At 43.8% G+C, this 22875-nt stretch carries 22 protein-coding genes; 20 read left to right on the top strand and 2 right to left on the bottom strand.

Annotated features, from left to right (window positions below; genetic code table 11):
- Nucleotides 1–140 precede the first annotated feature (140 nt).
- From NST58_RS20290 to NST58_RS20205, 18 genes are all read left to right on the top strand, one after another.
- Nucleotides 141–1097: an ABC transporter permease subunit gene (locus NST58_RS20290; RefSeq protein WP_036688682.1), complete on the top strand. Its 957-nt coding sequence runs from the start codon at nt 141–143 to the stop codon at nt 1095–1097.
- A gap of 15 nt (nt 1098–1112) precedes the next feature.
- Nucleotides 1113–1985, top strand: a complete 873-nt coding sequence (locus NST58_RS20285; RefSeq protein ID WP_036688680.1) for a carbohydrate ABC transporter permease — start codon at nt 1113–1115, stop codon at nt 1983–1985.
- A gap of 317 nt (nt 1986–2302) precedes the next feature.
- Nucleotides 2303–2950: a FusB/FusC family EF-G-binding protein gene (locus NST58_RS20280; RefSeq protein WP_076278668.1), complete on the top strand. Its 648-nt coding sequence runs from the start codon at nt 2303–2305 to the stop codon at nt 2948–2950.
- Between the two features lie 250 nt (nt 2951–3200).
- On the top strand, nt 3201–4553 hold the full coding sequence (locus tag NST58_RS20275) for a sodium-dependent transporter (protein ID WP_076127152.1): 1353 nt from the start codon (nt 3201–3203) through the stop codon (nt 4551–4553).
- Between the two features lie 261 nt (nt 4554–4814).
- Complete coding sequence (locus NST58_RS20270) at nt 4815–5486, top strand: GntR family transcriptional regulator (protein ID WP_052097124.1); 672 nt, start codon at nt 4815–4817, stop codon at nt 5484–5486.
- Nucleotides 5487–5506: 20 nt separating this feature from the next.
- Nucleotides 5507–6667 carry an amidohydrolase gene (locus tag NST58_RS20265; protein WP_076278667.1) on the top strand — a complete coding sequence of 387 codons (1161 nt, stop codon included), beginning with the start codon at nt 5507–5509 and terminating at the stop codon, nt 6665–6667.
- Nucleotides 6668–6694: 27 nt separating this feature from the next.
- Nucleotides 6695–7738 (top strand): methionine ABC transporter ATP-binding protein, encoded by a 1044-nt coding sequence (locus NST58_RS20260; protein WP_076276173.1) that lies wholly within the window; start codon nt 6695–6697, stop codon nt 7736–7738.
- On the top strand, nt 7713–8372 hold the full coding sequence (locus NST58_RS20255; protein ID WP_036688669.1) for a methionine ABC transporter permease: 660 nt from the start codon (nt 7713–7715) through the stop codon (nt 8370–8372). Before NST58_RS20260 ends, NST58_RS20255 begins: the two co-directional genes overlap by 26 nt.
- A gap of 30 nt (nt 8373–8402) precedes the next feature.
- Nucleotides 8403–9422, top strand: coding sequence for a uroporphyrinogen decarboxylase family protein (locus tag NST58_RS20250; protein ID WP_036688667.1), 1020 nt, complete (start codon nt 8403–8405; stop codon nt 9420–9422).
- A gap of 11 nt (nt 9423–9433) precedes the next feature.
- On the top strand, nt 9434–10261 hold the full coding sequence (locus NST58_RS20245) for a MetQ/NlpA family ABC transporter substrate-binding protein (RefSeq protein WP_076141012.1): 828 nt from the start codon (nt 9434–9436) through the stop codon (nt 10259–10261).
- 17 nt (nt 10262–10278) lie between these two features.
- A complete protein-coding gene (proC, locus tag NST58_RS20240) occupies nt 10279–11085 on the top strand; it encodes a pyrroline-5-carboxylate reductase (RefSeq protein WP_076182764.1) in 807 nt (268 codons plus the stop codon).
- A 2-nt stretch (nt 11086–11087) separates the two neighbouring features.
- Nucleotides 11088–11852 (top strand): VOC family protein, encoded by a 765-nt coding sequence (locus tag NST58_RS20235; protein ID WP_339243969.1) that lies wholly within the window; start codon nt 11088–11090, stop codon nt 11850–11852.
- Between the two features lie 376 nt (nt 11853–12228).
- Nucleotides 12229–12873 (top strand): Type 1 glutamine amidotransferase-like domain-containing protein, encoded by a 645-nt coding sequence (locus NST58_RS20230; RefSeq protein ID WP_339243967.1) that lies wholly within the window; start codon nt 12229–12231, stop codon nt 12871–12873.
- A gap of 310 nt (nt 12874–13183) precedes the next feature.
- A complete protein-coding gene (locus NST58_RS20225; RefSeq protein WP_076309704.1) occupies nt 13184–14332 on the top strand; it encodes a DUF3626 domain-containing protein in 1149 nt (382 codons plus the stop codon).
- Nucleotides 14333–14517: 185 nt separating this feature from the next.
- Nucleotides 14518–17094: a glycosyl hydrolase gene (locus NST58_RS20220; RefSeq protein WP_339243964.1), complete on the top strand. Its 2577-nt coding sequence runs from the start codon at nt 14518–14520 to the stop codon at nt 17092–17094.
- Nucleotides 17095–17498: 404 nt separating this feature from the next.
- Nucleotides 17499–18548 carry an iron-siderophore ABC transporter substrate-binding protein gene (locus NST58_RS20215; protein ID WP_339243963.1) on the top strand — a complete coding sequence of 350 codons (1050 nt, stop codon included), beginning with the start codon at nt 17499–17501 and terminating at the stop codon, nt 18546–18548.
- Between the two features lies 1 nt (nt 18549).
- Entirely contained in the window at nt 18550–19326 is a 777-nt protein-coding gene (locus NST58_RS20210; protein WP_339243961.1) for an IucA/IucC family C-terminal-domain containing protein, read from the top strand.
- 108 nt (nt 19327–19434) lie between these two features.
- The gene (locus NST58_RS20205) at nt 19435–21156 is read left to right on the top strand and encodes a helix-turn-helix domain-containing protein (protein WP_339243959.1); all 1722 of its coding nucleotides are present in this window, start codon (nt 19435–19437) and stop codon (nt 21154–21156) included.
- A gap of 93 nt (nt 21157–21249) precedes the next feature.
- Here the strand turns inward: NST58_RS20205 and NST58_RS20200 are convergent, their stop codons facing one another.
- Nucleotides 21250–21471 carry a helix-turn-helix transcriptional regulator gene (locus NST58_RS20200; protein WP_076127127.1) on the bottom strand — a complete coding sequence of 74 codons (222 nt, stop codon included), beginning with the start codon at nt 21469–21471 and terminating at the stop codon, nt 21250–21252.
- Nucleotides 21472–21531: 60 nt separating this feature from the next.
- Nucleotides 21532–21750 (bottom strand): helix-turn-helix transcriptional regulator, encoded by a 219-nt coding sequence (locus tag NST58_RS20195; RefSeq protein WP_076100339.1) that lies wholly within the window; start codon nt 21748–21750, stop codon nt 21532–21534.
- A gap of 104 nt (nt 21751–21854) precedes the next feature.
- On the opposite strand from NST58_RS20195, the gene NST58_RS20190 reads away from it, so the two are divergent.
- Together NST58_RS20190 and NST58_RS20185 are read left to right on the top strand one after the other, a co-directional pair.
- Nucleotides 21855–22157: a DUF6809 family protein gene (locus NST58_RS20190; protein ID WP_076100341.1), complete on the top strand. Its 303-nt coding sequence runs from the start codon at nt 21855–21857 to the stop codon at nt 22155–22157.
- A gap of 372 nt (nt 22158–22529) precedes the next feature.
- Nucleotides 22530–22808 (top strand): hypothetical protein, encoded by a 279-nt coding sequence (locus tag NST58_RS20185; protein WP_339243958.1) that lies wholly within the window; start codon nt 22530–22532, stop codon nt 22806–22808.
- The last annotated feature ends 67 nt before the right edge of the window (nt 22809–22875 follow it).

The following is a 22875-nucleotide window of genomic DNA, read 5'->3' as shown; positions in this document are numbered from 1 at the left end:
GTACCCTCCAGATGATGTCCTAATAAAACCATATCAAGCCTAACAATGTTATATAGTCAAACCTGAGAAACGCCTGATACTATTTATAGCAGAGATCCCCATCACACACAAAATATTTTTTTTGGGAACAGGAGAGAGCTATGGAGGCTAATTCAATACAGCAGGTAGGCCTGGAAAATAAACCAAGTATAAAAAGAAAAAGAAAAAAAGGCTATAAACAACCATGGGTGCTCCACTTCATGGTATTACCGGCGGCAATTATGGTTTTTATTTTTTCTTATATCCCCATGTCAGGAATACTCATGGCATTTCAGGATTATAAGCCTGCATTAGGATTTTTTGATTCCGAATGGGTCGGACTTAAGCATTTTAGGTACATGTGGGAGAACGATTATTTCCTGCAAATTACCTGGAACACACTGTTTTTTGCTTGCTCCAAAATTGTTTTGAACCTGATTATTCCTTTTATATTCGCCTTGTTGCTTAATGAGGTAAGGAATATGGGCCTTAAAAGATCGATTCAAACACTCGTCTATCTACCGCATTTCTTGTCATGGGTTACCCTTTCAGGAATTCTGATCGATATCCTAGCTCAAACAGGGATTGTGAATCAGTTTATTTCGTCCGTTTTCGGCATAAAACCGATCTTTTTTCTAGGGGACGGCAACTGGTTCCGATTTACCATCATAGCCAGTGATGTTTGGAAAGAATTTGGTTTCAACACGATCATTTTCCTAGCTGCGCTATCCGGCATTAATCCATCACTTTATGAAGCTGCTGAAGTGGATGGGGCAGGTCGCTGGAAGCAAACGATGTATATTACCATACCAGCACTTATTCCAATTGCTATTGTAATTGCGACCTTGGCACTGGGCAATGTATTGAACGCCAACTTTGACCAGGTATTTAACCTATATAGTCCTTTGATCTATCAACAAGGGGATATCATTGATACCTTTGTGTATAGAGAAGGTCTTCTCAGCGGACAATTCAGCTTTGCGACCGCAGTTAATCTTTTTAAATCAGCAATTAGTTTAATTCTAATCGTTATTTCATACCGACTTGCCTATAGATTTGCAGGGTACAGAATTTTCTAGAAAGGATGACAACAAATGTACCATAAAACCCTTCCATATCGAATATTTAGCATATTCAATAATGTGCTCCTAACTATCCTTTCGGTGCTCTGCTTGCTGCCATTGTATCACTTACTCATGGTATCTCTTAGTGCGTCCGCCCCAGCCAATGCTGGGTTGGTCACCTTTTGGCCAATTGGCTTCACTTTGGAGGCCTATGCAAAAACTTTTAACAACACTAATTTTCTTACATCCCTGTGGGTGTCGGTAGAGCGGACAATACTAGGAACAGCACTTGCACTGGTAGTAAATACGGTTGCAGCCTATGCTCTTTCTAAGGAAACTAGAGTTTTCCGGGCGCGTAATATCTATCTTTGGTATTTTGTCGTAACCATGCTGTTCAGTGGGGGTCTGATTCCGGGATATATCCTGATTCTAAAGCTCGGGCTGATGAATTCTTTGATGGCACTTATCCTACCTGGATTGGTAGCCGTATTTAACATCATTTTGCTGCTGAACTTCTTCCGTGGTGTACCTAAGGACCTTGAGGAAGCAGCCTTTATTGATGGAGCAGGACATTTTAAGACCTTTTTGAAAATATATTTACCAGTCTCCTTACCAGTCATTGCAACGGTTTCCCTATTCATGATGGTGGGTCATTGGAACTCTTACTTTGACGGTATAATCTATATCAGAGATTCGGATAAGCTGCCGCTGGCGACGTTTATGCAGACCATTATCGTTCAGGCAGATATGTCCAAGCTTGATCCGTCAGCCGTAGCTAACTTGTCTCAACGAACCATACGGGCTTCACAGATTTTCATAAGTGCGCTACCGATACTATTAGTTTATCCATTCCTGCAACGTTATTTTGTGACAGGGATCGTAGTCGGCGCTGTAAAAGAATAGTCAAAAAAGAGGGAGTTACTGGACTAGTCCATGTAGCTCCCTTTTTTTGTAGGTATGGCATGCAAATAAGCATTCCCAGATGAATTGCGCCTTCTAAAATACGGTGCTATACTTTTGGCATGAAATATGCTCGGAGGTGGTACAGTGCTAATGTTGAAATGCCCATTAGCTAGAAGTTCCTCACGCAAAGCCTAATATAGGGCGATACTTTGCGTGAGGTGCGATGGATGGATATATCGCCCAACTTAATTTTATCGTTTCTATAAATGGGCTTTGCACCTTATGAACTTTTAATATAAATAAGGGGCTGAAAAGCGATGTGTACACCATTTATTAGAAACCATCAATATAACTTAATTAAGAAACAAACGAAATTTGTTCTGCATACCCTGCGAACCGTTGCGGATCGTAGAGTCTTGGAGACTGTAAGATATAGTGCTGCTACGAACATTATTGAGGCATTTCCTTCTCTTACGGAGAATCACAAGCAGATGCTGCAACAAATATCGACCTTCGAAACTGCAGAAGATTTCCAGAGATATCTTAGTGAATTAGAACCATACCTAGAGTCATATCCGACGATTACGCTGAAGCAGATTCAGAAGCTATTCCCTAAGAATAAGAAACTGAAAGTACCTGATCTACAACTCATCGACTATCGCAACATAACGTATTTGAGTTGGATAGATATTGCCAGTAATAAATTATTCATTATCTATCCGTACGAAGGACAGTTCATTGGTATTGAGGGTAGAATCACACCAACGCACAAAAAAGGGTACTGCATGTTCTGCAATCGGCATCAAGAGCTTGCATTCTTTTATGTTAAGACCAAGAATGTGAACGTTTCGCCGGATAATATTTCTGCTGTGGGTCAATACGTATGTCTGGATAATCTGGAATGTAATCGGAGCATAACCGATACAGCTAAGCTTGAGAGGTTCATTCTCTCTGTCCGCAAATAATGTTTAGAAAGGGCTCCCTTAGTGGGAGCCTTTTTCGTTAAAAATATTGTCAGGATATAGACAATTCGTTTCATTGAAGCAATGGGGCACGACATTAGTGGATATAATGAGATTCAAGGGCCGAATGAATAATATAAGCGTTTACAAACAGAGAATTCGAGTGGTTATAAAAATAGTCAGAAAATTTCCATATGACGTGCTTTGTTACTTAAGCTATAATGAGGTCTAAAAAAGAAAACGGGGCGTTATAATGAATCAAATGAAGGGTAACAAAAATCTTCTCTCGGAGAAGGAGGAACGCTTCTCTTCCGCGGGCTTTATTTTTGCCGCCATCGGCAGCTCGGTTGGGCTAGGGAATATGTGGAAGTTTCCTTATATTACAGGAGAAAATGGGGGGGCAGCTTTTTTCCTGCTTTTCATCGTCTGTTTAGTGCTGATAGGGTTACCGGTGCTGTTGGCAGAACTGGCTATCGGACGCAGCGGGCGTGGTAGCGCGGCGACCTCTTTTATGCGGGCTGGAGGCGGGAAGAGTTGGTTTGCAGCTGGAATGTTGCAGGTACTTGCGCCGTTTCTAATTCTCTCCTTTTATATTATTGTTGCTGGCTGGACGCTGAACTATTCGATGATTGCTTTTAATGGACAACTATTCAGCACTACTGATTATGCAGGCGAATTCAATTCGTTTGTCTCTGGATATATGCCAATCGTTTGGCAGGGGATAGCCATTCTGATTACGGCGGGTGTAGTCATCCTTGGCGTATCAGGCGGGATTGAGAAATTTAACAAAGTATTAATTCCTGGTATGGTCGTACTCCTTGTAGTGCTAATGATTCGCGCGGTAACCTTACCGGGTGCATCCGCAGGGGTATCTTTTTTCCTAAAACCGGACTTTTCAGTGTTGACAGCGGAATCTGCGCTAGTTGCATTGGGACATGCCTTCTTTTCATTATCGCTCGGGATGGGGATTCTCCTGACTTACGGATCTTATGTTGATAAAAAACAATCGCTGGGTACCGCTGCAATCGCAATCGGTGCAGGAGATTTGTTATACGCGTTTATCGCAGGCTTGATTATTTTTCCGACGACCTTCTCATTTGGTATTGCTCCTGATCAGGGGCCTTCGCTGATTTTTATCGCTTTGCCAGCCGCTTTCTCGGCTATGCCTTTTGGTGCGCTCTTCGGCGGTTTGTTCTTTATCTTGCTGGCGATTGCTGCTCTAACTTCAGCTGTATCGCTGCTTGAAGTGCCTGTATCCTTCACAATGGAGCGCTGGAATTGGAGCCGGAAACGTTCGGTTTGGATTTTGACGCTGATCTGTTTCCTTCTTAGTATTCCTTTAGCGATGTCACTAGGGATGTTCCCGGAGCTAACGATTGGTGGCAAATCTCTATTTGATGGGCTGGATTTTATCACCTCTAACATTATGCTGCCGCTTGGAGGTCTGCTGATTACCATCTTCGCCGGTTATTTCTGGAAAGGTGCAGCGGAAGCCGCTGGACTACAGGCGCGCTGGTTCCGTGTTTGGCTGTTTATGCTCCGTTATGTGGCGCCGATCCTAGTGTTCCTAGTGTTACTCCATACCTCGGGGATTATTTCCTTCTAATTCTGAAATTTATTTATCCAAAAAAAACTCTACAACCCCTGAGGGTTGTAGAGTTTTTTTGTGTTGAAAAGAGGGGATTAAATTGATTTTTAATTCCTACTTGACTAGGTGGAATAATTGGAATATAGTATAAAAAAGCTTGAACGGTATGGAAGGGAATGTAACTAACCAATCCATTCTTAACTAATAATTGTATACAATTATACAAATATATTATTGGGATTCGGACCCCACAGATTATCGATGAGGAGCAGTATAGAAATGGCGATACGATCACGAAGGTTATCAAAGGATAATACCTACTATGAATTAAAACAAAAAATTATTGATAGCGAGTTTGAACCGAATCAACCTGTAAATGAAGAAAATTTGGCGGCCTTGCTCGGGGTCAGCCGCACACCTCTAAGAGAGGCGATACAGAGACTGGAGAACGAGGATTTTCTGGTTCGACAGCCAAATGGAAGACTGCGGGTAGCTTCAGTAACCCTTAAAGAGGTTGAAGAAATATTTCTTATTCGCAGCATGCTTGAAGGCTATATTGCAAGAAGTGCAGCTAAGCATGCCACAGAGAAAGATATTGTGAATTTAACGACGATGATTACAAAAATGAAACACTCGTTCCAGCTTGGTGATAATCAGAATTTTGTTACATATGGATTTGAGTTCCATGATTATTTGTCAGAAATCAGCGAACTAAAAACCTTCGAGAAGGTTCTGAATCAATTAAGAGATCATTCGCTTCGTTATTGTCGATTCGTCTCTATGCATGGGGATTGGAACACACAAGCGGATGAAGAACATGATCTTATTTTACAAATGATCGCTGCTAAAAATGAAGATGGTGCTGAAAAAGCCATGCAAGATCATATTTTAAGCAGTCTATCGACTGCGCTTGATCGCATCAAAGGGATTGAAGAAAAGCTGGAAGCATAACGAAAGGGGAGACATCACCTATGAAACCACTAAATGAGGTTGAGCAAGCTTTAGCTAATCAATTAATAGAGGTTCGCAGAAACCTGCATCGTGAGCCTGAATTAGCGTATGAAGAGTTTAAAACCACAACAAAATTACGGGAATGGCTGACCCAAGCCAATATTCACATCCTTGACTTACCTTTACAAACCGGACTCATCGCAGAGATCGGGCAGGGTCACGGACCCATAGTGGCCATTCGTTGTGATATTGATGCACTTCCCATAGAGGAACAAACTGAATTGTCCTTTGCCTCAGAGATCCCAGGAAAGATGCATGCCTGTGGTCACGATTTTCACACGGCTACTATTTTAGGTGCTGCATTATTATTAAAGGCTCGTGAAAATGAACTACCTGGAAAGGTTAGAGTATTGTTTCAACCCGCGGAAGAAACAGGGCATGGGGCGGAAAGTGTCTTAGCCTCGGGAGGACTCCAGGATGTGGCGGCTATATTTGGTCTCCATAATTCACCTGACTTGCCAACGGGAGCTTTTGGAACAAGAACAGGAGCTTTAACAGCCGGTGTTGACCGGTTTGAAATTACAATAAAAGGTGTCGGCGCTCATGCTGCTTATCCTGAAAAAGGTGTGGATACGATTGTAACTGCGGCTCAGATCATTACCGCACTACAAACCATCGTAAGTCGCCAAAACAGCACCACGGAACCAGTAGTGTTAAGTGTTACCCGAATTAATGGAGGCTTCACATGGAATGTATTGCCGGAAAAAGTCGAATTAGAAGGTACAGTAAGAACTTACAATGAAGAGATTCGCCGCAATATTCCAATACAAATGACTCGTCTTATCGAAGGGATTGCTGCGGGAGCTGGGGCAGAGGCCCAGTTACACTGGTATCCAGGTCCACCCGCAACGATAAATCATGGGGAATGGGCGGACTTTACCAAAGAGATCGCCTCAGATTTTGGCTATGAAGTACATGATATTCCTCCACAGATGGGTGGAGAAGATTTCTCTTTTTATTTACAACAGATACCGGGTGCTTTTGTGAATATAGGATCGGGTCCAGCCTATCCCTTACATCACCCTCGTTTCGATGTTGATGAAGCTGCGATATTGCCAGCTGCTAAGTACTTCGCTTTATTGGCAGAACAAGCGCTGGTGAAGCTGCAAGAGGAAGCTTAATCCTAAAGATGATTGAGGGGAATGGAAATGATTGAATTAAAGAATGTTTACAAATCGTTCACTCGGAAAGGGACCACTATTGATGCTCTTAAGGGGATCGATTTAAAGGTCGAAAAAGGCGATATATTTGGGGTTATCGGCTATAGCGGTGCTGGGAAAAGCACATTAATTCGTTTAGTCAATTATTTGGAAAGACCCACCAAAGGACAAGTTATGGTCGCTGGACGTGATTTGGGAACATACAACGATAAAGAGTTGCGTACCGCTAAGAAAAATATCGGAATGATTTTTCAACATTTTAATCTACTAGAATCTAAAAAAGTATTTGATAATGTGGCGATCCCTCTAGTTCTCCTAAAAAAGAATAAAAATGAAATCCGCCAGCGGGTAATGGAGCTGCTAGAGTTTGTTGGATTAAGTGACAAAGCGGGGAGTTACCCGAGTGAGCTATCAGGTGGTCAGAAGCAACGTGTCGGGATTGCCAGAGCGCTTGCCTCGAATCCGTCTATCCTTTTATGTGACGAAGCGACCTCTGCCTTAGATCCACAGACCACACATTCTATCTTACAGCTATTAAAAAAAATCAATGCTGAATACAACATTACCGTGATGATCATTACACATGAAATGTCCGTGATTCAAGAGATTTGTAACAAGGTAGCGGTCATGGAAGAAGGCCGGATTATTGAGCAAGGAAGTGTTCTGGATGTATTCGGAAGTCCAAAACATCTGACCACGCAAAATTTCGTGAAGACGGTTATTCAAAATAGCATGACCTCTAGCGTGCGGAAATCTATCAAAACAGAACCCGGAAGTCAGCTGTACAAGCTTAATTTTGTGGGAGCAAGTGCCTCTGAGCCTATCCTGTTTGAAATGATTCGCTCCTGCGATATAAAGGTCAATATTTTATTTGCGAATACGACGGAGATTCAAGAAACAACACTGGGAACAGTGATCATTCAATTCGATGGTGAGGCAGCAGAGATTAACAATGCATTATCTTTCTTAACAAGAAATGGAGTCGCTGTAGAGGAGGTAGAATCTAATGTTTTCGACCACAGTAACAGGTGATCAATTTCTGCAGGCGATTATAGAAACAATTCAAATGGTAGGGTTCTCCTTGTTTGTTGGTTCCCTGATTGGGATCCCATTTGGGATATTGCTTGTCATCACTCGTCCGGGTGGGGTTTTGGAGAACAAAGCGCTTTACGCCGTACTAAATCCAATTATCAACATCATTCGCTCATTGCCTTTTATTATTTTACTGGTTGCGATTGTGCCTTTCACACGATTGATTGTTCATACTTCAATTGGGACAAGCGCAGCGATCGTACCCTTGATTATCTATATCGCACCTTATATAGGACGGTTGGTAGAGAACTCACTGCTTGAAGTGAATCCGGGAATCCTTGAAGCCGCTGAGGCGATGGGAGCCACTCCTTTTCAAGTCATTTGGTACTTTTTATTGCCAGAGGCGGTTGGATCCTTAATCCTGTCTCTTACTACAGCGACGATTGGTTTGATAGGTGCAACTGCAATGGCTGGAACGGTAGGGGGAGGCGGCGTGGGAGACTTGGCGATTGTATATGGATACCAACGCTTTGACACTGTTGTCGTAGTAGCCACCGTGATTATCCTCATTATTTTAGTGCAAGGTATTCAGTCTTTAGGCAACACGCTAGCAAGAAAAATTCGTCGTTACTAGTTACTACATATTCTGGGAGGGACTCGACAGATGAGTGAATGGAGTAAGCAAGATCGTTTTAACGCATTATTATCTGGAGAACGGGCAGATCGTCCAATCGGAAGTGGTTGGCGCCATTTTATCGACAAAGAACAAACTGCAGATGATTTAGCAGAAACTACGATTTCTTTTACGAAAAAATATGATTGGGATTGGGTCAAGATTAATCCAAGAGCGACTTATCTGGCGGAAGCTTGGGGGAATCAATACGATTTTACGGATTATCAGACCGTATTTCCGAGACAGCAAACGACGGCTATTCCAACAGCGGCTAGTCTGTGGGATATCGACGTCAAAAAGGCAGTCCAGTCAGCCCCTTTGGCAGAGCATTTAGATGCGGTTAGAAAAATTCGTCAAGGGTTACCAGACACCCCGCTAATCCAAACTGTATTTTCACCATTAACAGTATTGCTATTTATTGTAGGGCGTTCTGCTTACGTTACTAAAACGGTGTTTGGTATTGAGCACCCGGTAACTTTGGAATCCTTGTTTAAAGAACATCGAGCGGCAGCACATCATGCGCTACATGCGATTTCCTTAACCTTAGCCGATTATGTACAAGAGTTACAGCAAGCGGGTTCTGACGGTTTGTTCTACGCAGTGACGGGCACAGCTCACCCAGGATTATTTGATGAAGCTATGTTTGACGAACTGTCCAGACCTTATGATTCTATTGTTTTAGAAGCAGCGAGCTATGGAAAAAACATTCTTCATACTTGTGGAGCCTACGCCCAGCCTGAGAAGTTTAACGATTATCGGATTGACGGGATCAGTTGGGATACGATAGCCGAGGGGAATCCAGGGTTAGAGGCAAATCTCAAGGCTACTAAAGTGGGTGGAGTCGATCATGGGTTGTTTGCGGTAAACGATATTGCCCAAATCAAGCAGCAGGCTGAAGATGCATTAAAGTTAATGAAAGACCAGCCGTTTATTCTATCTCCAAATTGCGCAATCCCACTCAATGTGACGGATGAGGCGTTGGCACAATTTAAAAAATCTATATTGGAATAGGGGAAATAAGTATGAAAAAGTTAATGTTAGTGATGATGATAGGTGTTCTTGCAGTGTTGACGGCTTGTGGCAATAAAGAGGCGGGGGATTCTGGAGATAAGAAAAAGCTTACCGTTGGATTTGGTGTCGGAACCTATGAGGAACAATTCCGCCAATCGATTCTACCGATTCTAGAGAAACAAGGGTATTCCGTTGACATTAAAACCTTCTCGCAAAACATGCAGGTCAATCCAGCAATGAAGGAAGGCTCCATTGACGCAAGCATATTCCAAAGTACAGCTTATATGGAGGCCATTAACGAAGAAATCAATGCAGATATGGTCGGAATTGCTTATGTTCCAGGTGCTCCACAAGGTCTTTATTCTGTAAATCATACCACGCTAGACGATGTTAAAGACGGTACAACCGTAGCTGTTCCGAACGATCCGGTAAACCAAGAGCGTGCACTGCGTATTCTGGAAGAATTGGGTTGGGTCAAAATTAAAGAAGGGGCAGGCGTAGCGGATTTTAATATTAATAGTATGGAACCGGATAAATATAATATTGATATTAAAATATTGGACCCCGCTCAAATCCTTGTCTCCCTTCAAGATGTTGATTATGGCGTTGTAAATGGTAATTATATTGCTAATTCGGACAGAAAGATTACGGATGCTTTGAAAATAGAAAACACACCTATGGAACACAGAATTATCGTATCGGTTAATAAAAAGGATGAAAATTCTCAGTGGGCTAAAGATTTGAAAGCTGCTTATGAATCCAAAGAGTTTGAAGAATATATTCTTGGATTAGAAAAATATGATGGTTTCATTCTACCTGAAGCTTGGGACAACAATTAATTAAGGAAGTGAACGAAGTGACCAAAGAAAAGATTCATTTTATTGGTGGCGGACAGATGGCGGAAGCGATCATCCGCGCATGTATAGCGAATAACACCTTGTCTGTAAATCAAATTAGTGTATCGGATATTAATGAAGCGCGTCTGCAGTTTTTAAATACCAAATACGGTGTAGATACGAAGAGTTCGCAAGAGCATAACCTGTCTACAGCAGATGTGATTGTAGTGGCAGTTCGCCCACAGGATGATTTAACTACCCTTGGTCAAAATGTACAACAATTCGCTACAGCTTCTGCCGCAATCGTATCGATTGTGGCGGGTGTGACGAATGATCAGTTAGCTGGTTATTTTGGAGCTGAACGGCCCATTATCCGGGTTATCCCCAATACTTTAACCGATACAGGATATGGCTATAGTGGTGTAGCGTTAAATGTTTATGCTACTCGTGATCAAGTGGAGCATTTCCTACTCGGCTTTGGAAAAGTACAATATCTGGATGAGGCGTTAATGGATGTTTTCACTGGATTTGGTGTGGCGGGTCCTAACTATATCTATTATTTCATTGAATCTCTCGTAGATGCAGGTGTACTTGCCGGACTGCCGCGTGACCAAGCCTGGAAGGTTGCACTGGAGAATATGATGGGCTCGGTAGCAATGCTGCAACAGACAGGGCTGCATCCACGACAGCTGCTGGATATTAATAATTCACCTGGCGGTGTCGGCATGCATGGCTTATACGAATTAAACAACAGTGATTTCGCAGCGGGTCTGCAAAGAAGTGTTCTGGCAGCCGTAAAACGTACTACTGAGCTGGGAGTGAAGTAATCATGGCAACGATGAAATGGGATCATTTAGTTCACTATGTCAATGATTTGGCCAAACCGGTTGAGATCTTTGGAGCTCATGGATTGGTTGCTTTTAAGGGAGGCTCTCATAAAGATTGGGGAACCTATAATGCCTTAAGTTACTTTGGGCTAACCTATCTCGAGTTTCTGGGCATTGAGAATCTTGAGCTGGCAAAGGCAACTGAACATAATTTAGTGGTGAAAGATGCAGTAAAACTTCTACCAGAACATGAAGTTCTAAGTAGAGTAGTCATCCGGACGGATGATATTGAAGAAGTAGCGGCTTCCCTGAAAGCAGCAGGCTTATCATTATCTCCAATTATCGATGGTAAGCGTCTAGATAACGAGGGAAGATTAATAGAGTGGCGGATGATGACCATTGCTGGTGACTTTGGGGGACTGGTCTATCCGTTCATCATTCAATGGAGCGGAACGGATACAGAGCGAGTGGAAAGATTAACATCATCTGGAGTCATTAAGCCTCATCCTGCGGGAGAAGTCGAAATCGTGCGTGCTGTATTCCATGTCTCCGATCCTGAAGCTGCAGCCAACCATTGGGGAACCATATTCGGACTGCCTGTTACGAAGTCAGAGGATGATACCTTCAGCCTTAAGATTGGCGATAGATCATTTGCTTTCGTGCAAGGAGACGAGAACCAATTCAAGCAGGTGGTTTTTGAAACGGATTCGTTAGAGCTGAAAGGGAAGACGATTTCGATTGGTGATGGGGAGTATGTTTTCGTTTAAGGGACTAGTATCTTTATAACTTTAGAAATAAAGACTTACTTGAAGGGATCGATACCTCGAGTAAGTCTTTTTGCTATTCACCGAAGGTACTAATGATGCTGGCATTTTTTTGTTTTAATCAATTTGTAAGATTTATTCAATTCCATTATATGGTACGATGTCCATGATATAAAAGGAGGTGAAGATAATCGGTGCAGAACAAAAATACGTGGCCCATTTCCTCGCCGGATAAGCTTAATGTGGATCTAGCGCAGATAAAAAACTTTGATTATGCCTCTAAATTTATATTACTATAGATATTTTTTCTCGCTCGGCACTATGGATTTTGATAAACATAATGGATAAATATAAATATTACATATGGAGGTAATTACGGATGAAAACTCACTATTACTTAGATTGGTTTTATGATAAGGGTTTTTCTGAGAAGCTAGTAAATGTGTTGCATGAGGATATAACAGACAGAAAATCGCTGGTTATGATTAGCGCTGAATCGTCTGATTTTAGTGATGAACAAGTTAATATTGATAGTGTTTTTGAAAGGACATGGTTTAATCAGGCTAACATTTATTTTGATGAATATCATTTCATTGATGACCGCACGCAGAAGGAAGATGCCCAGCGATTAATTCAAAACGCCTCTGTCGTTTTTTTATGTGGTGGAACCGCTCGGGACCAAAAGCACCTTTTGACGGAATATGAATTATCGGATTTGATTAAAAAAAGCAATGCTGTTGTAATGGGAACAAGTGCTGGTGGGATGAACATGTCTGATGAATATATGGATGAATGCACTGTTTGTGAAGGTATGGCTCTTAATCACTTTTCTTTTGAAGCTCATTTTGATCATGATAACACCGCGATGATTGAGGAGCGTTTCCCTTTATCGAATAAAATGGATATTTATGTGGCGGCAGACAAAGATGGTGCTGTACGTGTGAAGGGCAGCAAAATCGACATTATAGGCAATGTATATTTAATTTCCCACTCAAAGATTCAGAAATTGGCTGAGACGCTCTAATTATGGTTGAGTGGTTGTGACACTGACGGTTAACTGAATGGTATTTGTTTTGAGTCCCTATTTGACAGCACCTTACGAGCAAATCGAGTTGATTAATCCTGCCAAAAAGGAAGATTTCCCATAACGCGCATACGATGTTGAAGTCATCAGCATTCGATCTTGAATTTATATCATTCGAGATCCATGTAAAGTTATCGGAATCTGCGATGGTAAGGATATGAAGTTTTAAGTGAAGAAGCGTTTGATACAGTGAGAGGAGAAATCAAGTCTCTTTTCTTATGTACTGGGTCTAGAAAGGAGTGAATAAGCAATGGAGTGGAAAGGCGATGCAAATGCCAATAAACAAAGAGAGTCTCAGTTCACTGAGGAACTATCGGAGTCACAATTATCGGCTTTAGAATATGTTACGAATTACGCGCGAACTCGAAAAAGTGAAGCAGTTCAGACCATCCATGAAATTCTTCAAATGTCTAATGTGGATCGGGAAGAGTTTGAAGATGCTGTGGTCAAAATAAAGTCACATGCGAAGATTGCTCTACATTTCCATCCAGATCGACTAGATCCGGTAAAGAAAAGTGTTGCAGAGGCGCTATTGGAGCAAGGCGTGTACAAGAGCCAATTTGAGACCTTGTTATCCAGTGGTAGTGTATCAGCCTATTCTGGCGGTCCACGTGATTTGTGGGAGGAAAGACTATTTGGAGGGGCATACCAACAAGAGGGTGCTTCGAATAGCGAACGCCCTAAATATGGCGCTCTTGATTTGATGCGTCATTCGGATGGGCCAGCTCCGCGCTTTGGCTCCTGCTATTTCCTCCTATCCCCTGAGGTTTCTTATCGCAGTACATACACCTATATGGATTCGCATCAAAACCCTGTACAGAAAGGGACATATGCAGAATTTGATGATATGATGGCGGCATTACTAGAGGAGATTTTCTTAAGAGATTCCGCTCTAGGGGAAAAAGATCTTCAATCACAAAAATTAGTCGACCATCTTCGGGTCAACCTCACAATGCCGTTTACAGATCCTTCAAAGGGTGAAGCTAAACGTAATCTTAACCACTATATTGAAGCGCAAGTTCATGGAAACATCCGTCTAAAGGAAGATGTGGAAATCTTAGTAGCCGATCCTTCATTCAAGGGCACTCCAACAGGGCAAGACCTGGAGCAAATATGTTTACAGAATGCCATCCAACTCTATTGGCACATGGGATTCGCGATGTGGGTAGACGAAGTGCCTTCAGATTTTAGAGGGCCTACGATGCCTTCCTTGGCTAAGCGTATTGCTCATCACGGTTATATTGATGCGAGCATGATTGGATCTGCTGCTATGCACTTAAAGCATGATCCTGCAGCTTGGCGGGAGCGAGGAACCGAAAAAGAAGTACTTCAAGAATTAAAACTCTTATGGCATGTTTTGGTGCGGTACGGAAAGCCGCTCCGAAACTTTAAGTTGTAAGAAGCCAATGTTATTTAACTCCTCCTAATAAATATTGGTGGGAGTTTTTTTGCCTGTGGAAATTTTCTCGATTTGATAGATTTACAAAATATGGAATATATGCTATCTTATCTATGAAAGCGAATCCAAGAGATGGTATATTGAACTTTTATTTACCATATTTAACATAGGGAGGAAAGGTGGAAATGAAAAATTTGCTCAAGAAGGCAATCACAATGATGCTGGCATTTACTCTGCTACTTGGATTGATGACAGCGCCGCCCGTTCATGCAGACAACGCACTTTTCACAATTGAAAGCGAAAATGCTCAGCTCACCTCCGATCTTCAAGTGACAACCCAAATTTACGGACAGCCCAAACCCGGATACTCCGGAAGCGGATTTGTCTGGATGCAGAATTCCGGTACAATTACCTTCACAGTGACAGTTCCGGAAACCGGCATGTATACGATCTCCACACGTTATATGCAGGAGCTCAGTGCTGACGGCAGGCTTCAATCTTTGGCCGTTAACGGCGTTACGAAGGGGTCGTATATGCTGCCCTATACGACCACGTGGTCGAATTTCGATTTTGGCTATCACAAGCTGAATCAAGGCAGCAACACTATTCAACTGAAGGCTGGCTGGGGTTTCGCTTATTTTGATACCTTCACGGTGGATTATGCCGATCTTGATCCCCTGGATGTGCAACCTGTCCTCAGCGATACTCAAGCCACTCCGGAAACTCAGCTTCTGATGAATTATTTAACGGAGGTTTACGGCAATCATATGATCTCTGGTCAGCAGGAGATTTACGGAAGCGGAAATGACGGCAATTCCGAGCTGGAGTTTGATTGGATTCACAATTTAACGGGAAAGTATCCGGCGATCCGCGGATTTGATCTGATGAACTACAATCCGCTTTACGGCTGGGAGGATGGTACGACCGCCCGGATGATCGATTGGGTGAATAACCGGGGCGGGATCGCGACAAACAGCTGGCATATCACTGTACCCCGAGATTTCACCGCCTATCAGCTCGGGGAATTTGTAGATTGGAAGAAAGCCACCTACAAGCCGACAGAAACCAATTTTAATACAGCCAATGCGGTAGTTCCAGGTACGAAAGAATACCAATATGTACAACTGGCCATTGGGGATTTGGCGGAGCAACTGCAGATTCTGCAAAATAACAATGTGCCGGTTATCTTCAGACCCTTCCATGAGGCGGAGGGCAACGGTGGATTGAATGGAGAAGTTGCATGGTTCTGGTGGGCTTCGGCAGGCTCGGAGGTGTACAAGCAGTTGTGGGACCTGCTCTATACTGAACTTACAGAAACGTACGGTCTGCACAATTTGATCTGGACCTACAACAGCTATGTGTACAGCACTTCTCCCGCATGGTATCCCGGCGATGATCAGGTGGATATTGTAGGCTATGATAAATACAACACGATCTATAACCGCTATGACGGTTTGTCTGGTGTCCCCAATGAGGACGCGATTACCTCGATTTTCTATCAGCTTGTTGATTTAACCGGCGGTACGAAAATGGTAGCCATGACGGAGAACGACACCGTTCCAAGCGTTCAGAATCTGACAGAGGAAAAATCGGGCTGGCTCTATTTCTTACCGTGGTATGGTGAGCATCTCATGAGTTCCGCCTTTAATTATCCGGCTACCTTAACAACGCTGTACCAAAGCAATTATGTAATCACGCTCGATGAGCTGCCTGATTTGAAGGTTAACAATCCAATTCCAAGTGCGTCTATCACACCTGCAAACGTCGAATTTGATAAAAATGCCTCCAATCAGAATGACAAAGCCATCACCGTGAATTCAAACGGCAATACGTTAACCGCTCTCCGGACAGGCGCCAATGCATTGACAGCGACTCAGGATTATACCTTGAGTGGAAATACGCTGCTGCTCAAAAAAGCATTTCTGGCGACACTGCCGGTTGGCGAGCATTCGATCATCTTTGATTTTAATAAAGGACAAGATCCCGTATTAAAAGTGAAAATTGTCGATTCCACGCCAAGCGCATCCATTGCGCCCGTGAGCGCGGCATTTGATAAAGCGGCGAATCTAGCCCAGGATATTTCCGTAGCCCTTACCTTAAATGGACACCAGCTTGCAAGTATCACAAATGGAAATTCCACACTTTTAGCGAGTCAGGATTATACGGCATCAAGCGCTGCTGTTGTTCTGAAAAAATCCTATCTTTCCACGCTGCCGCTGGGACAGAATACCCTAACCTTTCATTTTAATGGAGGAAATAATGCTGTTCTTACAGTGAACGTAGCGGATAGTAGTGTTCCAGTACCCACTGGAGATTTGACGGTCCAAGCTTTTAATGGCAACACAAGTGCCTCCACCAACGGGATTTCACCCAAAATCAAAGTAGTCAATACCGGTGATTCAGCGATTCAACTAAGTGATGTGAAGGTCCGGTATTACTATACGATTGATGGCGAGAAAGATCAGAGTTTCTGGATCGACTGGGCCAGCATCGGAATTGAGAATGTAACCGGCAATTTCGTTAAGCTGGCGACTCCTGTTGCCAGTGCAGATTATGTTTTGGAAATTGGTTTCACGAGTTCGGCTGGAACACTTAATCCAGGTCAGAGCGCAGAAATTCAAACCCGTTTCTCCAAAACCGACTGGTCCAATTACAACCAGGCTAATGATTATTCGTTCAAGGCATCCAGCAGTCAGTTCATCAACAATGAACAGGTCACCGGGTATATGAATGGTCAGCTTGTGTGGGGGATTGAGCCGTAAGCTTTTAATGAAAAAAGGTATCTTTGTGTAATACAAAGATACCTTTTTTCATTTTGGGAAGAAGCAGGGAGTGCAATGGAAGAACCATTTCTGAAGTAGCCAGATTGCTCGATGATCAGTTTCTGGAGAAGGAAAAGCTTGAATTGAGCGAGATTACCATCGACTGTGTTGGCTATTTTCAGAACAGGAGCAAAGAAATTTTTGTTAAAATTAGGGATTTAGGTGCTTCTGTGGAATTTTTGTAGTCAGTCGCGATTCTCCTGAGTCGTTCCTATGGTGTGCAATGTCGCATTAATCCGGCTGCAATGTCGCAAAAGTACATGGAAATAGAGTATGAAGATAGATTATACTCGCTTTATTGATCTGATAATGAAAATCATTATCATACATAAGGGGGAGTCAGCATGAAAACAACAAAGAAGAGGCAAGCAACCGTTAGAAAGGTAGAAGCTGCCCAAAAAGCAGGACTATTAATGATATGGATGATGGCGCTGGTACTTGTGCTAACGGCTTGCGGTACTGGAGGAGGCGCAAATACGGGCACTGCCGCACTGCCATCTGCTTCAGCCGAGCCGTCACCTACATCTGAGACACAGGCTCAGACTACAGCCTTCCCGGTTACCATCTCGCATATGAAGGGTGAATATACGCTGACTGAGAAGCCGAAGGTCATCGCCGCGCTTGATGTGAAATTCGTCGATCAATTGTTAGCGATAGGCGAGCATCCGGCAGGCAGCGTTGTGGCTGGAGCGAAAGATGCAAAGTTTCCAGAATATTTAAGTGAACAATTGGGTGATGTGAAGGTCCTGGGCACACGCGATGAGCCCAATCTTGAAGCTATTGTAGCGATGAATCCGGATCTTATATTGATGACCGACTTTCAGGAGCAGGTGTATGACAGCGTCAGTAAAATAGCGCCCACAATAGTACTCGACTTCTATGAAGATTGGCGGGATACATCGGCTACCATCGGTATGATAACGGGCAAGCAGGCGGAGGCGAAGGTAGTGCGTCAAGCCTACGAGGACAAAATCGTCGGACTGCGGGAGCAGCTGTCGGCGAAGCTGGGCGACGAAACGGTAGCTCTGATTCGCCCAAGACCGGAAGGTATTCGCGTACACGGTCCCGAACATCGGACCGGAAGCATTCTTTATGAGGATTTGGGATTGAATATCCCTGCATTCGTTCAGGAGATCAAAGATGATACCTCCGTTGAAATTTCGATGGAGACCATCGCTGATATCGGAGCAGATCACTATTTCCTGTTATCGGATGAATTGTTTGCCAAAGAGGCAGAGGCAATGGCGAACAGTCCGGTCTGGAAATCTCATGATGCCGTTAAAAATAACCGTGTATACAATGTGAATTCAACGTTATGGATCGCTTATTATGGGCCAATTGCCCTCAACATTATTGTAGATCAAACCGCGGAAGCGCTGTTGGGATCGCATTAAAATGGACAACTATCTGTCGTCTGCCACCTGGAAGCAAATGGCGGAGGAATACCGTCTGTGGGTAGGTGAACCGCCTGAAGGCAACGTTCGGACAATTGCCCTTAGCCAGTTGCACGAAGAAGCTGCATGCCGCGAGTATGTAAGCTGGCTTAAGGGTTATATCGGTGCGCCTGATATGCAGGTTGCCGCTTCCATGCTGGCCAAGCGGATCGGTTATCTGTGGATCGCGCCGATGCTGACCGCTATGACCCTTCATAACCGGGAAGTCTCCATCCCGCTGGAGAACTGCTTCCTCTATCATCCGGCTTCCCCAGCTTTTAAAGGAGATACGCGTTTTCCTTTCCTTGCGCTGAACGGGCTTCGAGCGACGGCGGCACCGGAAGACAGGGAAGCGTGGCGAGAAGAGATCGTAGAGGAAATTTTCGCGGTACGTCTTGCGCCGCTGCTGCATACGCTTGCTGCAATTGGTCCCGTCTCCATGGCAGTACTTTGGGAGAATATTATGGTACGTATTGCTCCGCTGTATTCTCCTGGAACAGGTGAATTAGGGCAAGAAAGGCAACAAATACAAGCAGATTTTGCCTTCCTGACCCGGATAGCTCCCGGACAATTGTTCGGCGCAAGACGCAATCCATTTACCCGGTTCACAGAGAACAATGACCTAGCTCCGGTTGCAAAAAAGAAACGTATCACCTGCTGTTTTTATTACAGGATGTCGGCGGAATATTGCGGGAAATGTCCGAAAATTGACAATGAGAATGAATCTCAATTAAAATGACAACAGCAACGCACTCACTTATGTTGCGGACGCGCTTTCACTAAAGTATGTAATCCTATTCGAGTGCGCCCGTTTAACAGAGGATGCTATTGTCAGGAGATGAGAGAAATGCCGCTGAAAGAACAGGCAAGTTTATGGAGTGATACAACGATCAAGATGCTTGATGTGCGCAGCGGTACTTTGCCACCCGGCGGCGTTATGAGCGAAACCGGATTAACAGCCAATGTGTTGCTGCTGGCAGGCGGCGGGGAAGGTAGGCTTGTGATGAATGGCGAAATTTGCCATATCCAGGCCTATTTCGTTTGTCACGCAGTCAAGGGATCAGCATTTACTTTGACTGCTGGATCAGAAACCATTCATTATACCGTTATTATGTACAAGGCTTTTCCAATGTTGGGGGCTGCCCATGTTCTGTTTCCGCAGCGCAATCACCCATTACGCAGTTCATTTGTTCACCGTCCTGTGCTCCTGGCTGAACTGCATCAGACTGCGGAACAAATCGAAGCCAAATGGAGCCGGGGCGAAGGGCTGGAGCGTTTCCATGCGAATGCGCTACTGCAAGGAATGCTTTACGAGCTTATTATGGAGTATGAATGTGGTCAGAAAGGCACAGAGGCGGATATGGTGGATGTTGTCGCTGCCTATATAGCGGGGCATTATCGTCAGGAGCTGGAGCTTAAGGAGTTGGCAGCGCTTGCCGGATGCAGTACAAGACAGTTACAGCGGCGATTCAAACAGGAGAAGTTACTAGGACCGATGGAATATGTAATCCAGCTGCGGATGGAGAGTGCCGAGCGGATGTTGCGTCATACGGATGCTCCCATCGGCGAAATCGCAGAAAAAACGGGCTATCGCGACATGTATTACTTTAGCAGGGCATTTAAGAAATATCACGGAGTTCCCCCGCAGATCTACAGGCGCACTGCTGCTTCAGGGATCGGTGCTCTCTCAGCATATTCTGGGCTGCCGGATCGCCTGGCTTCATCGTACCAGTCGCTGCAAGGCCCGGTAATTTGTCATATGCGAGGCGAATATTGCGTCACCGCTTCTCCGAGGCGTATCGCCGTACTCGACGTTCAATATGCAGACCATTTGCTTGCGCTTGGGATATCTCCGGCAGGGAGTGTAGGAACGGGTAGTGCAGCGTTAAAATTCCCCCAATATATCAGGGAAAGGCTTAAGACAACGGAAATGCTCGGAACTTATGAGTACCCGGACCTGCAAGCTGTTGAACGGCTGCGGCCGGATTTGATTGTCTGTACTGAGGTGCATGCTCAGCATTATGAACGGTTAAGCCGGATTGCGCCAACCCTAATGTTTCAACGGAATGAGAGCTGGCAGACGATTCTGGGCCTGTTCGGTGAATTGACGGACAAGCGGACAGAGGTGGAGCGTATTATTGCGGATTACCTGCGCCGAACAGCATTGCTGTCTGAGCAGCTTGCAACGGCGCTGGCGGGTCAGAGCGTGGCCTTGATCCGTCCGCGTGAGTCGCTGGTACGGGTGCATACTGCCTCCCATCGCACAGGTGCCGTGCTGTACCGGGATCTTGGTCTGCCAGCTCCTCTATTTGTCGCAGACACTTCCGACACGGCTTATCATATTACAGTTGATAAACTGCCGGCTGTGCATGCCAGCCATTATTTTTTACTTAGTAACGAGATGATGCAGGAGGGGGTATCTGCGACAGAGCAAAGCGTCCGAGGGATGTTGGATTCCGATGAGCGGCCGTATATATACCCGGTAGATGCCGCTACATGGATCGGCTGCTACGGACCGACAGGTATCAATTACATTGTGGATCAGGTAGCCCGTACCTTGCTGGCCTGAGCGTATCTAAGAGCATCCCCTAATTTCAGGCTATTTTTAGCCTAAACGTGAACAGCTCCTGTGATTATCACAGGAGCTTGTTTGTGCTTCGGATTATTTTTTGTTGGGATAGCATTTAGAATTATCTGTCTGACCTAAAATATAGTCGATGCTTACTTTATAGAAATTAGCTAGCGTAATTAAAACGGCGCTCGGAACATCCAAATTTCCATTTTCATAGCGGGAGTAGGTGGCTTGTGTAATATGTAAAAGCTCCTCTATTTGTTGCTGTGTCAGATCTTTGTCTTCGCGTAAATCACGGATTCCTGTGTACAATGCTCATCAGCATAAGAATGAAATCCTTTGAAAACTGCGATATCTACTCATTCTTTAAATTTAACTTTTAGAGTAAGGAGTTTTTTGGTTCGTTCTGTTTAGTAAATAGTCAGTACTCGTCTTATGATAATCTGCTAGCTTAATCAGAATGGCCGTGGGAATATCAACATCACCGCGTTCATAATTACTATAAATCCTCTGGCTGCATTGCAAATACTCTGCCATTTGGGTTTGAGTTAAATCTTTATCTTCACGCAAATCTCGGATACGTTGATACATACTAAACACCTCCAAGGCAAGCATATCTTAGCGAATTATTCGCTATTGATTTTAGCGATAAATTCGCTAAGATGATTGAAGAGATGATTTGGGAGGGATGACTGGTGAGTCTTTTGGAGGATTTATATTACGGGAAAATCTGTCCAAGTGAACTTTTGTGTTTACGCGATCCCGAGTATATACAGAACTCCAAGCTAATCTCAGAGTTTATGGACATCCTAAAAGCAAAGTTATCTATAGAAGACTTTACTATGATTGAACAAGCCTTGGATCTGAGTGGCATGCAGAACTCTATCTCATCCGCTTCCGCCTATACTCTCGGATTCAGAACGGGGGCTGCTATGATAATAGAAGTATTAGAACATAAGGATGAACTTATACACTCTAAGGGAGAAGCTATGTCTTGAAAAAATAAAGATAGAGCTATTAGAGGGTAGAAATCGAGAAGAGGAGAACAAAAATTGAACAATATTCCAAACCGCATATGTTGATAGACGAACTTCTTCAGGCAGAAAGTTGGGGCATTATTCAAGCGAAGTTGGTTCCTGCTATTAAGGAAGCTATCGCTATGGGAGAGGTTGAAAAACTCTCTAAACTTAGGACTAAGATTCCATATTCTTTCGAAAATTCATTAAAGCATTTGAAAAAAGCGGAGCGGGAATTCATTCGAAACGGATGACGGAAGTGGGGGAACCTCTTAACATGCGCTGGTTATATGAAAAAGATAATTTGACGATCAGTTTTACCGTAGTGAGAAACTAAGCCAGTCGGAGGCGTAGTTGATATACCGATTAACTCTCTTTCTTCGCTTAGGACGGATAAAAATATCGGTATCAGAAGCAGTGAAAAGGATATCATTGCAGCTATCCCTGAGGTATCCCGCAGCTATCCCTGAGGTATCCCGCAGCGAAAAGAAAGTAGATGGTGTTGTTAACTATTGGGTGAACGTTATCAAGCTTGACGAAGGATTCTATCATCCTTCCCTTGTCTTTGTCGTCAAAGAAGACAAGGTTGAAAATCTAGAGTTAACCAAATTACTTATTGATCTGAGTAAATAAAGAAGGCAGGCTCACATGGCCAGCCTTCTTTATTTAGCTTTACAAGGCGACTTCTTTTTTGTGACCA

Origin of the sequence: Paenibacillus sp. FSL R10-2796 (assembly GCF_037965315.1) — a bacterium.
In the GTDB taxonomy this organism is placed as follows: domain Bacteria; phylum Bacillota; class Bacilli; order Paenibacillales; family Paenibacillaceae; genus Paenibacillus_AQ; species Paenibacillus_AQ odorifer.
This window is presented reverse-complemented; position numbering and strand designations above follow the sequence as displayed.

Coding starts and splice junctions, on each gene's coding strand:
- NST58_RS20255 (WP_036688669.1), top strand. CDS start 7,713: ATGTTTTCGACCACAGTAACAGGTGATCAATTTCTGCAGGCGATTATA.
- NST58_RS20230 (WP_339243967.1), top strand. CDS start 12,229: ATGAAAACTCACTATTACTTAGATTGGTTTTATGATAAGGGTTTTTCT.
- NST58_RS20250 (WP_036688667.1), top strand. CDS start 8,403: ATGAGTGAATGGAGTAAGCAAGATCGTTTTAACGCATTATTATCTGGA.
- NST58_RS20265 (WP_076278667.1), top strand. CDS start 5,507: ATGAAACCACTAAATGAGGTTGAGCAAGCTTTAGCTAATCAATTAATA.
- NST58_RS20210 (WP_339243961.1), top strand. CDS start 18,550: ATGGACAACTATCTGTCGTCTGCCACCTGGAAGCAAATGGCGGAGGAA.
- NST58_RS20220 (WP_339243964.1), top strand. CDS start 14,518: ATGAAAAATTTGCTCAAGAAGGCAATCACAATGATGCTGGCATTTACT.
- NST58_RS20205 (WP_339243959.1), top strand. CDS start 19,435: ATGCCGCTGAAAGAACAGGCAAGTTTATGGAGTGATACAACGATCAAG.
- NST58_RS20275 (WP_076127152.1), top strand. CDS start 3,201: ATGAATCAAATGAAGGGTAACAAAAATCTTCTCTCGGAGAAGGAGGAA.
- NST58_RS20225 (WP_076309704.1), top strand. CDS start 13,184: ATGGAGTGGAAAGGCGATGCAAATGCCAATAAACAAAGAGAGTCTCAG.
- NST58_RS20195 (WP_076100339.1), bottom strand. CDS start 21,750: ATGTATCAACGTATCCGAGATTTGCGTGAAGATAAAGATTTAACTCAA.
- NST58_RS20235 (WP_339243969.1), top strand. CDS start 11,088: ATGGCAACGATGAAATGGGATCATTTAGTTCACTATGTCAATGATTTG.
- NST58_RS20270 (WP_052097124.1), top strand. CDS start 4,815: ATGGCGATACGATCACGAAGGTTATCAAAGGATAATACCTACTATGAA.
- NST58_RS20290 (WP_036688682.1), top strand. CDS start 141: ATGGAGGCTAATTCAATACAGCAGGTAGGCCTGGAAAATAAACCAAGT.
- NST58_RS20245 (WP_076141012.1), top strand. CDS start 9,434: ATGAAAAAGTTAATGTTAGTGATGATGATAGGTGTTCTTGCAGTGTTG.
- NST58_RS20260 (WP_076276173.1), top strand. CDS start 6,695: ATGATTGAATTAAAGAATGTTTACAAATCGTTCACTCGGAAAGGGACC.
- NST58_RS20215 (WP_339243963.1), top strand. CDS start 17,499: ATGAAAACAACAAAGAAGAGGCAAGCAACCGTTAGAAAGGTAGAAGCT.
- NST58_RS20280 (WP_076278668.1), top strand. CDS start 2,303: ATGTGTACACCATTTATTAGAAACCATCAATATAACTTAATTAAGAAA.
- NST58_RS20285 (WP_036688680.1), top strand. CDS start 1,113: ATGTACCATAAAACCCTTCCATATCGAATATTTAGCATATTCAATAAT.